12 protein-coding genes are annotated in these 12,960 nt (G+C 38.8%); all 12 read left to right on the top strand.

Annotated features, from left to right (window positions below):
* Positions 1-8 precede the first annotated feature (8 nt).
* Positions 9-875 carry a 3-methyl-2-oxobutanoate hydroxymethyltransferase gene (gene panB / locus LPB68_RS03255; protein WP_068657924.1) on the top strand — a complete coding sequence of 289 codons (867 nt, stop codon included), beginning with the start codon at positions 9-11 and terminating at the stop codon, positions 873-875.
* Between the two features lie 2 nt (positions 876-877).
* Complete coding sequence (gene panC / locus LPB68_RS03250) at positions 878-1,774, top strand: pantoate--beta-alanine ligase (RefSeq protein WP_068657925.1); 897 nt, start codon at positions 878-880, stop codon at positions 1,772-1,774.
* Positions 1,767-2,150, top strand: a complete 384-nt coding sequence (panD, locus tag LPB68_RS03245) for an aspartate 1-decarboxylase (RefSeq protein WP_068657926.1) — start codon at positions 1,767-1,769, stop codon at positions 2,148-2,150. The genes panC and panD overlap by 8 nt, the downstream gene beginning before the upstream one ends.
* A 122-nt stretch (positions 2,151-2,272) precedes the next feature.
* Entirely contained in the window at positions 2,273-2,902 is a 630-nt protein-coding gene (locus LPB68_RS03240; RefSeq protein WP_068657927.1) for a tetratricopeptide repeat protein, read from the top strand.
* A 184-nt stretch (positions 2,903-3,086) separates the two neighbouring features.
* Entirely contained in the window at positions 3,087-5,945 is a 2,859-nt protein-coding gene (gene dinG / locus LPB68_RS03235; RefSeq protein ID WP_068657929.1) for an ATP-dependent DNA helicase DinG, read from the top strand.
* 51 nt (positions 5,946-5,996) lie between these two features.
* Entirely contained in the window at positions 5,997-6,647 is a 651-nt protein-coding gene (locus LPB68_RS03230; RefSeq protein WP_068657931.1) for a redox-sensing transcriptional repressor Rex, read from the top strand.
* The gene (locus tag LPB68_RS03225; protein WP_068657933.1) at positions 6,637-7,947 is read left to right on the top strand and encodes an amidohydrolase; all 1,311 of its coding nucleotides are present in this window, start codon (positions 6,637-6,639) and stop codon (positions 7,945-7,947) included. Before LPB68_RS03230 ends, LPB68_RS03225 begins: the two co-directional genes overlap by 11 nt.
* A 41-nt stretch (positions 7,948-7,988) precedes the next feature.
* Complete coding sequence (locus LPB68_RS03220) at positions 7,989-8,504, top strand: cell wall elongation regulator TseB-like domain-containing protein (RefSeq protein ID WP_068657935.1); 516 nt, start codon at positions 7,989-7,991, stop codon at positions 8,502-8,504.
* Between the two features lie 219 nt (positions 8,505-8,723).
* Positions 8,724-9,254, top strand: coding sequence for a hypothetical protein (locus LPB68_RS03215; protein ID WP_068657936.1), 531 nt, complete (start codon positions 8,724-8,726; stop codon positions 9,252-9,254).
* Positions 9,247-10,749 carry an AAA family ATPase gene (locus tag LPB68_RS03210; protein WP_068657938.1) on the top strand — a complete coding sequence of 501 codons (1,503 nt, stop codon included), beginning with the start codon at positions 9,247-9,249 and terminating at the stop codon, positions 10,747-10,749. Before LPB68_RS03215 ends, LPB68_RS03210 begins: the two co-directional genes overlap by 8 nt.
* Before the next feature lie 136 nt (positions 10,750-10,885).
* On the top strand, positions 10,886-11,758 hold the full coding sequence (locus LPB68_RS03205) for a 3-hydroxyacyl-CoA dehydrogenase family protein (protein ID WP_068657940.1): 873 nt from the start codon (positions 10,886-10,888) through the stop codon (positions 11,756-11,758).
* On the top strand, positions 11,755-12,960 hold the full coding sequence (locus tag LPB68_RS03200; protein WP_068657942.1) for an acetate/propionate family kinase: 1,206 nt from the start codon (positions 11,755-11,757) through the stop codon (positions 12,958-12,960). Before LPB68_RS03205 ends, LPB68_RS03200 begins: the two co-directional genes overlap by 4 nt.

Below are 12,960 nucleotides of genomic sequence, written 5' to 3'. Positions count from 1 at the left end.
CGGATTATATGTCAAGAAAATCAATGCTAAATATTGTGAAAATTAAAAAAATGAAAAAGGATGGAATTCCTATAAGTATGGTTACAGCTTACGATTATCCATCAGCTAAGTTGTCAGAGGAAGCGAATGTGGACATCATACTTGTCGGTGATTCATTAGGAAATGTCGTACTTGGCTATAACTCAACCATTCCAGTAACCTTGGAGGACATGGTGTATCATTCTCGTGCGGTGGCTAGAGGTGCGGAAAATACTTTTATCGTAACAGATATGCCATTTATGACTTATCATGGAAGTATAGATGAAACTTTACGTGGTGTACGGAAGATTATGCAAGAGGGTCATGCCCATGCTGTCAAAATGGAGGGTGGAAAAGAAATATGCCCTACCGTTGAGGCAATTGTGAAATCGGGTGTTCCTGTACTGGGACATATTGGTCTGACCCCACAATCGGTGAATCAAATTGGTGGATATCGCATTCAAGGAAAAGACGCTAAGGATGCTCAACGGCTAATGGATGAAGCTAAAGCGTTAGAAGCGGCAGGAGCTTTTGGGATTGTATTAGAACTGGTCACTGAGCAGGTGGCTGAAGCCATTTCCAAGGAATTATCCATTCCGACCATCGGTATTGGTGCAGGGCGATATTGTGATGGACAAGTGTTGGTATTCCATGATATTTTACAATATGCATCACCTTATATGGAGAAACGTTTTGTCAAAACTTATGCGGACATTGGTTCAGTAATTCGTGAAGGGTTAGGGAATTATGTTAAAGAAGTGAAGGAGCGCTCTTTCCCATCTGCGGAACATGTCTTCACAGCGGATGAACAAGTATTAGATTCCCTTTATGGTAGTGATACATCAAAGGAGGAGTAAGCATGAAAGTTATTAGATCCATTTCTGAATTAAAACATGAGTTACAACAATATAGAGTAAGCAGTCAGCATAATGCAAAGATTGGATTAGTACCAACTATGGGATTCCTCCATAATGGACATGCGAGTCTGATGACTCGTGCACGTGAATTCGCTGATGTAGTCGTTGTTAGTATCTTTGTCAATCCAATCCAATTTGGACCTGGTGAAGATTATGAGACATACCCACGTAATGAAGAACGTGATTTAGCGTTAGCTGAAAAACAAGGTGTCGATATTGTTTTTATACCCACAGTTGCTGAAATGTATCCTCAACCGACAAAAACCAAAATTAGAGTGTCTGAACGAACCGATCGTCTATGTGGAGCATCTCGTCCGGGACATTTTGATGGTGTGACGACTGTTGTAAGTAAATTGATCAACATTGTGCAACCTCAATTCGCCTTTTTTGGACAGAAAGATGCTCAACAAGTTGCTGTACTTCAACAGATGGTTATGGATTTGAATATCAATGTGGAGATTGTTCCATGTCCGATTGTAAGAGAAGAGGATGGACTAGCACTCAGCTCCAGAAATGTTTATTTAAACACAGAAGAACGTAAACAGGCCCTTGTGCTCTCTCGTTCCCTTCGCGATGCGGAGGTGGCATTTAATGATAGCAAGTCTGTAACAGCATCTGAATTGCGTGAGAAGATATTATCTATGATTCAGAGTTCGCCACTCGCAAAGATCGATTATATAGAAGTGCTGACATTTCCTGAATTGATTCCAGTGGCCGATAATGCCATTGTGACAGAGGTTGAATCTCAAATAATAATTGCGCTTGCTGTGAAGTTTGGAACAACTCGACTTATTGATAATATGTTATTTATGCCAAAGGGGGCTTTTTCAATTGTTTAGACATATGATGAAATCTAAAATTCACCGAGCAACAGTTACTGAAGCGAATTTAAATTATGTTGGAAGTATTACTATAGATGAGGATTTAATGGAAGCGGCAAATATTCTCGAAAATGAAAAAGTTCAGATCGTAAATAATAATAATGGTGCACGCTTGGAAACGTACGCTATTCCTGGTCCAAGGGATAGTGGAGTTATATGCCTTAATGGAGCAGCTGCACGGTTAGTTCAACCTGGGGATACGGTTATTATTATTTCGTATGCTGTTATGTCTGAGGAAAGCTTACAATCACATAAGCCAACAGTTGTATTCGTTGATGAGAACAATAAACCTGTTCAATTAATGGATAAAGAAGTGCATGCGACGATTCTGTAAACCATGGGTTATGTGAATTGATGCAATGTATGGAAACAACGAATGAAAAGGTCCACTTAAACAAAAAATGATATTAGTAAGTTTGCACTAATATTATGATTGTTGAAGGTGGGATGCAGGTCATGTTTCAACATGTATTCGCTGAAATGAACGACATGTTAGAGGAAATTGTCAAGCATTACCCAACAGCACAAGAGACTCAAAAGCAACTTTTGCTTCAAAGGTGGAATATGCTTAAAGCGATGAGTGATGGAATTATTGAGGAATGGCTCTGTTTTGAAGAGAAAATGAGCACATTCCGAGAATATATGGTACTCTCACCTGTGTTTTCTTTAGCTGCAACACCTGAAATGGAGATGGAGTCCTTCATACGCGGTCAAGGGTATTTCAAATTACTGATGTTTCGTCAATCGATCCAGCAATTTTCTAATATTGTTAACGAAATGCCTGACAGCGTGCTCGCCAGACTATATATTGCTATGGCCCATCTTCATTTAGAGGAGACAAGCGAAGCTCTTGTACAATTTCACAGGATTCTTCCTATGGCAGAGCATAATCGTTTAAAAGCAATGATCTATAACGCTTTAGGATGTATTCACGTCAAATTATCGGATACATCTAAAGCTCAGGAGTACTTTGCGTTGGCTTTACAGAATGATCCGACCATGCCTGATCCACTAGTTAATTTACAGGTGTGTTCCCACAATCATGGTCAACTTCAATATGGAAGTCAGCTTATTTCATTATTTTAAAGTAAGGACATCCTATAGAAGACGATGCCTGTTAAGCGAAAGCAACAGAGCATCGCCTTTTTTTTCAACATATTAGAGAACTATTCCATCTTCTGCATACAATTTCATAATTCAAATTAATGAATAAATTTAAATCTTCTGTTATGCTGTAAAATGAGACTGGATTGAAAGGGAATAATTGAACATGAAATTTGCTGTACTGGACTTTGAAACTACGGGCAACCAGTCCACGGATGAGATCATTCAAGTGGGGCTTGCCATTATTGAGGAAGATCTATCAATATCACAAGTATATGGATCATTTGTTAATCCCGGGATATCTATTCCTCCTTTTATAAGTCAATTAACAGGCATCACAGCTGGTGATGTTGAGAATGCTCCTTCATTAGAAGAAATGTTGATGGAGTTAGTTCCACTGTTAGATGATGTTGTTTTGGTAGGTCATAATATTGCCTTCGATTTTAATTTTTTGCAGAACGCACTCGATCGATGTGGTTATTTACCATTCGCTGGTCGGTTGTTAGACACCATAGATTTGCTAAAAATAAGTTTTCCCTCATTATCGACATATCAATTAGGTCTAGTTACTTCACAATTCGGTATTCAGCATGATCGACCGCATCAAGCCGATAGTGATGCATTAGCAACTGCGCATGTGTTACTGAAATGCTTAGACGAATTAATTAGTCTTCCGCTTATTAGCTTACAAAGAATTAATGAAATATTTGGTGATGATGATAGTGATTTAGCTTGGTTCTTCGATGTTTTGTGTCGTGAGAAAGAGAAAGAGCCCGCACAGGACTTGGAGAAACATACATTTTATCGTCGCTTGGCATTAGCAGTTGAAGATTGGACGGATATTTCAGCGCCACGAGATGATGCAGACGATAATCCATTAAAGAATATGGAATTCAATGAGTACCTTGAGAAAATTCAAGACCAACTTCGCACATTGATGCCTCAGTATGAAGCACGAGAATCACAAAACATGATGTTCAATGAAGTAATGAAAGCACTACAGGATGAAAAGCATCTACTTATAGAAGCTGGAACAGGTACTGGTAAATCACTAGGATATTTGATTCCTGCTATCTATCAAAGTGTGAAGCGTGAGCAGAAAGTTATGATCAGCACGCATACGATTAACCTTCAAGAGCAGTTACGTGAACGTGATATTCCACTGTTAACTCAAGTAATACCCTTTCCATTTAAAGCTGCCGTTTTTAAGGGTAGACAACATTATTTGTGTTTGAGAAAATTTGAACATAAAATAAATACTAGAGACTTCAGTAATCCTAAAGAGGATATGCTTATAGCTGCACAAATGATCGTATGGTTAACGCAGACTTTGACAGGTGATGATGAAGAATTAAATCTTGTCGGTCGTGGTGCGGATTTCTGGGAAACAGTGTCCAGTGATTCGGATTCTTGTCTGGGTCGGGCCTGTCCTTGGTTCCGTAAATGTTATTATCATCGAGCTAAACATGAAGCGAGTATTGCGGATGTTGTCATTACTAACCACTCTAAATTGTTCACGGATGTGAAAGCGGGTCATCAATTATTGCCTGCTTATGAGTATTTAGTCGTTGATGAAGCTCATCACTTAGAAGATGTTGCAGGTAAACATTTAGGGCTACATATGAGGTATTTCAATGTGATCCACACCCTTGTACGACTGTACAAAGATAACCGAAATGGACAATTCCCTGTTCTACGAGATCAACTTCGCCAATCGTTTAATGAGAAATCTCAGGATTGGGCTGTACTGATTGATCGTATGAGTGGTGATTTAGTTGAAGTGAAGGAGCATTGGGACCGATTAAGTGACATGCTGTTTACACTGCTACCTGAGCGAAGTGATGCTGCACCTGGAGAAACGGGACAATTTGTCCTTCGCTTACAACCTTCAAAGAAGCCAAAAGATTGGGAAGAACTAGCAGCAATAGAGAATCAAATTTATGTTTCGTTAGGTGAAGTTATCCGTAATGCTGATAAAATGATAAATGAAATCAGAGAGAATCTTGATGACCAACAATTAGAAAGCCTCCTTACAGATGTAAGTGGTCTTGTGAAAGATTTAGCAACTCAACGAGAAGACCTGCATTTCTTTATCTCACTAAACGATGTAACGAATGTATATTGGATGGAGGCTAATGGCCACTATCGTAGTAAGTCATTACAAATGTATGCCGTTCCTATTGATGTTAGTAAGCAATTGAAGGAAGTATTCTTTGATAAAAAGAAGAGTATTATTCTAACTTCTGCAACACTTTCTATCGATAAGTCTTTCCAGTATATGATCGAGAATTTGGGACTTCAAGAGGCGGCAGACAAGGATCAAGTGAATACAGTCATGCTTCCATCACCATTCCGTTATCGAGATCAAGCCTTATTAGTTATTCCACGTGATTTCCCAAGTGTGAAAGGGAGCATAGGTGATGCACTCTTTGTTGAAACATTAGTGAAGTCGTTGGCTGACACCGCGATAGCTACGCATGGACGTATGTTAGTATTATTTACTTCATATCGGATGCTACGACAGGTCCATGAACCGTTAACTAAAGCCTTATCATCCACAGATATTGCAGTGATTGGTCAAGGAGTGGACAATGGAAGTAGAACTAAGTTGATTCGTCGATTCCAAGACAGTAGTGCTTCAGTATTACTTGGCACAAGTAGCTTTTGGGAAGGGGTAGATATTCCAGGTGAAGCGTTAACTTGTCTGGCTATCGTACGACTGCCCTTTCAACCTCCGAACCATCCACTTGTGGAAGCGAAGAGTGAATTATTACAACAACAAAAGAAAAATCCTTTTATGAAGCTTTCCGTTCCGCAAGCAGTCATTCGTTTCAAACAAGGTTTTGGCCGTTTAGTACGTACAGCGAATGATCGAGGAATCGTCATAGTCTATGATACACGTGTGATTGAATCATATTATGGAAAGTATTTCTTATATTCTTTACCTGGTCCCAAAATGGAACATATGCCAACGAATCAAATGGTTCCACGTATTTCTGAATGGTTACAAGACGATTCCCGCTAATAAACCTAAAGTTATTTCATATGTGAACACTAATTATGAGGAGGAGCAAATATGAAATCTGAAAAAATTTCAGAAGCTGTCGTTCGTAGATTACCTATTTATTGGCGTTATCTTTCCGAACTTCAGAGACGAGAAGTGTCAACAGTCTCTTCACAAGAACTTGGTCAAAAGCTTGATTTGAACCCGGCTCAAATTCGTAAGGATCTTGCTTATTTCGGCGATTTCGGTCGGAAGGGGATTGGGTATGATGTGGCTTATCTCATAGAGAAAATCCGTCATATCCTCAATTTAGATCAACAGATTAATGTTGTTCTAGTGGGTGCAGGTAACTTGGGACACGCTCTTTCTAACTATAATGCTTATTTGAAAGAAAATTTAAAAATTGTTGCTGTATTTGATGCATACGAACCTAAGGTAGGCACACAAATCAACACTTTGAAAGTTCAACCTATGGATGAACTTTATGATACGATTAAGAATCACAATATTAGAATCGGAATTATTACAGTACCTGAGTATGAAGCGCAGCAGGTTGCAAATCAACTTATCGAAGCGGGTATTGCAGCTATTCTTAATTTTGCACCTATTATATTAAAGACTCCACCGCATGTTCGTATTCACGCTGCTGATTTTACAACGGAAATGCTTAGTTTGGCGTATTATTTGGAAGAAGGAAAGGAAGATTCCACTGATGGTGAATAGTACAACGAAGAAATGGATGATTAAGAATGGTACTTTTACTATTCTAAACAATAAGCAGTCGATTGTTAAAGGGTATATGCTTATTGAGAATGATCTAATCACATATATTGGTGAAGAGAAGCCATCCATTGATGAAGAAATTCCAGTTATTGATGGGAATAATCTATTATTCTTGCCAGGTCTCGTAAATACACATGGACATGCTGCTATGTCATTACTTAGAGGATATGGTGATGATCTGGCTCTTCAAATTTGGTTGCAAGAGAAAATGTGGCCAATGGAAGAGAAATTCACTTCTAAAGATGTCTACTGGGGATCGTCTCTTTCTGTATTAGAAATGCTTAAGGGTGGAACTACGACGTTTCTAGATATGTATGATCATATGGACCAAGTAGCGAATGTAGTTCAAGAGTCAGGTATTCGTGCTGTACTTACTAGAGGTGTCATCGGTTTATGCTCTGAAGAGGTTCAAAGACAGAAACTTCAGGAAGCAATCAACTTTGCTAAGGATTGGAATGGACAAGCAGAGGGTCGAATCACAACGATGATGTCACCACATGCACCATATACATGCCCACCAGATTTCTTCACACAATTTGTTCAGGCTGCACATGATCTTGATATTCCAATGCATACACATATGTCGGAGACACGAAGTGAAGTCGCGCAGAATGTCGCTGATTATGGTCTCAGACCTGTTCAACACTTAGAGAAGTTAGGTATGTTTACACGTCCTTCTATTGTGGCTCATGGAGTACATTTAACCGATGAAGAAATTGAGATTCTAGCAAAGTATAACGTAGGTGTCTCACATAATCCAGGTAGTAATTTGAAATTAGCAAGCGGTATTGCGCGTATTACAGATTTGTTAAAAGCAGGAGTTACTGTATCGTTAGGAACAGATGGACCTGCTAGTAATAATAACTTAGATATGTTTGAAGAGATGCGTCTAGCTGCTCTTATTCATAAAGGGATTTCTGGAGATCCTACTGCTATTCCTGCGGCTGAAGCTTTACGAATGGGGACTATTTACGGTGCGAAATCATTATTTCTCGATTCAGTTGGATCTTTGGCTCCAGGGATGAAAGCGGATTTTATTGCAATAAATACAGATCAGGCACATTTCATACCTCGAACAGATTTCATTTCGCATGCGATCTATTCTGCGTGTAGTAAAGATGTAGAACATGTGTGGGTAAATGGTAAACAAGTTGTGAAGAATGGAGCTTGTCTAACTTTAGACGAAGAACGTATTCGTCATGAAGCACAATCTGCTTTTGAAGGATTACTCAACCGTTAGGATATGAGTTATTCCTGATCCCTGAAGAAAGGAAGTTCGGGTTGAAAAAGAATAAAAAGAAGCTGATTTGGTTAATTATTGTTATCATAGCCGTTCTATTATTCGGGCTCTACCGATATTATATATACATTATGCAAGACCAATGGAGACAAGAAGAAATAGCAATTGTCGCAGCTAAGCAGCATAGTGAATTAATCAAAGTGACTCGTACTTCTAAATCGGTCTGGAATGATGTGGTATGGGTTATCGAAGGGCAAAATGAGGAAGATCAGCATATGATCGTCTGGGTCCCATTCACGAGTGATCAGGAAGTGAATGTTACTTCTGGAGCCATTAAAAGTGAATTACTTGAAGATGGATTATCGAGAAGTCAAATGATGAGTATCATTCAACGGGAACTCCCGGATACGAAAGATATCCAATTGGAATTGGGATTATTTAATGGGCGTGCTGTGTGGCAAGTATTTTACAAAGATCAAGATCATTATAACTATCGCTTCTATCGCTTTAGTGATGGTCAACAAATAGGTGAACAATTCACATTGCCAAATCGATAAAAAATAACCAGCTGAGCCATTCTAAAAAGAATGATTCAGCTGGTTATTTTGAAATATAAGGAAGTACTTGTTGTGTTAAAAAAACCATATTTTTTCAGAAAAAAAGTGTATACGATGTGATATACTTATTTATGTTATTTTGATATACGAAATGATATACGATTATATATACTATTATTTGTATTTACAATACGCATTTATACGAGAGGAGATTGTTGGATGAAAATACGTATCATTCCGGTTGTGTTAACTGTGATTATTTCAGGTGGACTTCTATTTGGCGGATGGTTTACGTTTCGCCAGGTAGCTCAACAAACCCCACTTGAAAATATTGTTAACCATTATGAAGGTATCAATCAATCAACACTAGAAATAAGTCCCAATGAGGTTGTAGTAAAGATTGATGTGGAGCCGGGTACGAAATTGTCAGGGCTAGTTCAACAAATTAATTCAGAAGGTAAATCAATCATTGATGGAAGAACATTAAAACTTGATGTGGTTGATCATTCGAATGATGCTTTAGATGACTTCTGGGATGAAGCACTATTTCCTGTAGCCGAAGCAATGGAGAATAGACGCTATACTCAGATCGTTGAGAAATTACAAGAGATGGAACAAGATTCAACGGTGCAGGTGACCACAGAAATGGATGACAAAAACGTGTATGTTGGCCTAACCGATGGTGAGGGAAGTAAGTTTATCATTCTGCCACGTGAACCTGAAGTGTTGGAGGTGTGGAATAATGCCTAAGTGGATCAAAGAAGTGCTTATCGGATTTATTCCAGTATTGCTAATCTTTCTTGGCTATATTGGTGTGAATATTGTTCCCATTCTATTAGCAGGAGTGCTAGTGGCAGGATTATTGTTTTTTATGAATAATCGAGGTGGAGTTGCTGTTGGAGCAATGGCTGACCGGAAGCGTAAGAAGAAACTTCCAAGTAAGCTGACCTTTGATGAGATTGGGGGGCAAGAGCATCCCAAAGAGGAATTGATGGAAGCATTAGATTTTCTCATCCGACATGAAGAAATTCAGAAATTTGGAATTCGACCTTTGAAAGGAATCTTACTAACAGGACCTCCAGGAACAGGGAAAACATTACTCGCAAAAGCAGCCAGTCAATATACTGATTCTGTATTTACTGCAGTCGCAGGTAGTGAATTTGTTGAAATGTACGTTGGTGTTGGAGCGGGTAGAGTTCGTGATTTATTCCGCGATGCACGCACTCGTGCAACTAAAGAAAAGAAGAAAAGCGCCGTTATTTTTATTGATGAGATTGACGTTATAGGTGGTAAACGTGAAGGTGGTCAGCAACGTGAGTATGACCAGACTTTAAATCAGCTATTAACAGAGATGGACGGTATATACGATAATGAAAGTCCAAGAATACTCATCATAGCTGCAACGAACCGTAAGGAAATGTTAGATAGCGCGCTCCTTCGTCCTGGACGATTCGATCGACATATTCAGGTTGATTTACCGGATAAAAAAGGGCGCAAACATATTCTCGGAATACATGCTAAGAATAAACCCATTCATATAGACACTAATTTGGATAAAATTGCTGAAGAGTCATATGGCTTCTCGGGAGCTCAGCTTGAAAGTGTGATGAATGAAGCAGCAATATACATGATGAGAGAGAATAAGTCAGAAATAGAGCAGCAGCATTTATCCATGGCAATTGATAAAGTGATGATGGGTGAGAAAACGGATCGTGACTCTACACAGGAAGAGAAAAAGAGAGTTGCCATTCATGAATTAGGGCATGCTATTATGGCTGAGATTGTACGTCCAGGTAGTGTTAGTCAAGTGGCCCTTAGTCCACGAGGTCAAGCCCTTGGATATGTTCGTCACAATCCTCAAGAGGAGCAGTACCTCTATACGAAATCATATCTAGAAGAACAGATCATGATTGCTCTTGGTGGGGCTGCCTCAGAAGAAATATATTATGGTGGGCGTAGTACTGGATCAAGTAATGATTTCGAACAAGCATTAAATATCGTCCAAACGATGATGAAGTCTGGATTAACATCATTAGGGATTGTGAAGCTAGAAATGGTAACAACAGAAGAATTGATGAAAGAAAATAATGTCATATTAGAACAATTAATGACACGAACAAGAGAGACTCTTGAGCAACATCGAAATATATTTGATCAATCATTAGATATCCTTATGAAAGAGGAAAACCTATCTGGAGAACAATTTCGATATCTATTCAATGAATCTTCACAATTACCAGCATAAAACATGATGCTGGTTATTTTTTTTTACTTTTGATCCGTGCTAAGATATTATTAGATGTTGGAGTGGTGAATGTGTATTATTCGACAAGAATAGTACAACACCAAAATATAAGCAGAGAAAGGGAGTAGCATACCATATGTTATTCAAAAAAATAGGTGTCATCGGCGGCGGCACGATGGGGCAAGGAATTGCTGAAATGCTGGCTGCAAAGGGCATTGATGTATTGTTAGTTGAGAAAACTGCAGAAAAATTAGATTATTCTTATCATATGATCGAAATGAGCCTCGACAAACAGCTTGAGAAATGGGGAATTACTCAAACTGAGAAGAAATTGATTCTTAGCAGAATTCAAAAGGTGGTTCATTTCGCTGAATTAGGTACTTGTGACATGGTTATTGAAGCCATTTATGAAGATATAGAAGCGAAAAAAGAAGTTTTTGCACAATTGGACCAAGTTTGTCCTAATAATATAATTCTTGCAAGTAATACTTCTACACTTAGTTTAACTGAACTTGCAAGTTCCACGATGTATCCAGAACGTGTAATTGGTATGCATTTCATCCATCCCGTAGGAAAAGTGGATTTAGTTGAAATTATTCGTGGATTGAAAACATCAGAAATTACTTTTGTAGAAACAAAACGTTTTGTTGAAGAAATAGTTAATAAGAAGGGTGTTATGATCTATGAATCCCCTGGATTTGTTACTTCTCGTTTAATTTGTTTATTAATTAATGAAGCACTACATATTCTTCAAGAAGGAGTAGCATCTGCTGAGGATATCGATGATGCTATGCGTATTGGATATCAATTCCAGAATGGTCCACTTGAAATGGCAGATCGTTTCGGGCTTGATTCTGTACTTGCAGCACTTGAAAGAATGTTCCGTGAATTTGGCGAATTGAAATATCGTCCTTCAACCATTCTTAAGAAGATGGTTCGTGCTGGGAATTTAGGGGTTAAAACAGGTGAAGGATTCTTTACGTATGACAAGGATGGTGACAGAATATGAAAGTTCTAGTTATTAATTCAGGAAGTTCTTCTTTGAAATATCAATTATACGATATGACTGATGAGTCGGTTCTGGCAAAAGGTCTTGTAGAGCGCATTGGAATGGAGTCTTCCATCCTTAATCATAAACCTACTGGAGGTCAGGAAGTAACTGAGGTCAAAGAGATCTTAGAGCATAATACTGCTATTCGTAAAGTACTTGCTATGCTGACAGACTCAGAGCACGGTGTGATCGAATCCATAGATGAAATAGATGCTGTAGGTCATCGTGTAGTCCATGGGGGAGAATCATTTAAGGCATCTGCTCTCGTTGATGATAATGCGAAGTCGGAAATTCGCCGATTGATCGATTTAGCACCACTACACAATCCGGCAGCGATGATGGGGATTACAGCCTCAGAAGCAAACATGCCGGGAATTCCAATGGTTGTTGTATTCGATACCGCCTTCCATCAAGATATGCCTAAAAAGGCATATCTATATGCGATACCTAAAGTACTTTATAACAAATACAAAGTACGTCGTTACGGCTTCCATGGTACTTCGCATGAATATGTAAGTAAAGCAGCAGCTGAATTCTTAGGGCAATCAATTGAGGACTTGAAGATCATTACTTGTCATATCGGTAACGGAGGAAGTATAACGGCTGTTCTAGGTGGACATTCTGTTGATACTTCAATGGGAATGACACCATTAGAGGGATTGATGATGGGAACTCGTAGTGGAGACCTCGATCCAGCTATTGTGCCGTATGTTATGAATAAAGAAGAATTGACTGTCAATGAAGTTAATTCTATGTTGAATAAACATAGTGGGCTTCTAGCGATATCTGGTGTTAGCAGTGACATGAGAGAGATAACAGATGGCTTGGCAGAAGGCGATCCGAATTGTACATTAGCTTTTGAAATGTATGAATATCGTATGCGTAAATATATTGGTTCTTACGCTGCGGCAATGAATGGTGTTGACGTTATTGTATTTACAGCTGGTGTTGGTGAAAATTCTGTCGTAGTTCGTGAGAAAGTATGCGAGAATTTAACATATCTAGGTGTTGAAATTGATGATGCATTGAATGCTATTCGTTCAGGCGAACCACGTTTGATCTCAACTGCTAACTCTAAGGTGAAGGTGTTAGTCGTACCAACCAATGAGGAATTGGTTATTGCTCGGGATACTTACCGTATCGTTAATGAATCGAAATAG

It is taken from the genome of Paenibacillus crassostreae (genome assembly GCF_001857945.1).
GTDB classification, from domain to species: Bacteria; Bacillota; Bacilli; order Paenibacillales; family Paenibacillaceae; genus Paenibacillus_AQ; species Paenibacillus_AQ crassostreae.
The sequence above is the reverse complement of the archived record's forward strand: the minus strand, read 5'-3'. Positions and strand labels throughout refer to the sequence as shown.

Excerpts from the sequence above, each read along its gene's own strand:
- LPB68_RS03210 (WP_068657938.1), top strand. The coding sequence starts at position 9,247 with ATGCCTAAGTGGATCAAAGAAGTGCTTATCGGATTTATTCCAGTATTG.
- panC (WP_068657925.1), top strand. The coding sequence starts at position 878 with ATGAAAGTTATTAGATCCATTTCTGAATTAAAACATGAGTTACAACAA.
- LPB68_RS03230 (WP_068657931.1), top strand. The coding sequence starts at position 5,997 with ATGAAATCTGAAAAAATTTCAGAAGCTGTCGTTCGTAGATTACCTATT.
- LPB68_RS03240 (WP_068657927.1), top strand. The coding sequence starts at position 2,273 with ATGTTTCAACATGTATTCGCTGAAATGAACGACATGTTAGAGGAAATT.
- LPB68_RS03200 (WP_068657942.1), top strand. The coding sequence starts at position 11,755 with ATGAAAGTTCTAGTTATTAATTCAGGAAGTTCTTCTTTGAAATATCAA.
- dinG (WP_068657929.1), top strand. The coding sequence starts at position 3,087 with ATGAAATTTGCTGTACTGGACTTTGAAACTACGGGCAACCAGTCCACG.
- LPB68_RS03225 (WP_068657933.1), top strand. The coding sequence starts at position 6,637 with ATGGTGAATAGTACAACGAAGAAATGGATGATTAAGAATGGTACTTTT.
- LPB68_RS03215 (WP_068657936.1), top strand. The coding sequence starts at position 8,724 with ATGAAAATACGTATCATTCCGGTTGTGTTAACTGTGATTATTTCAGGT.
- LPB68_RS03205 (WP_068657940.1), top strand. The coding sequence starts at position 10,886 with ATGTTATTCAAAAAAATAGGTGTCATCGGCGGCGGCACGATGGGGCAA.
- panB (WP_068657924.1), top strand. The coding sequence starts at position 9 with ATGTCAAGAAAATCAATGCTAAATATTGTGAAAATTAAAAAAATGAAA.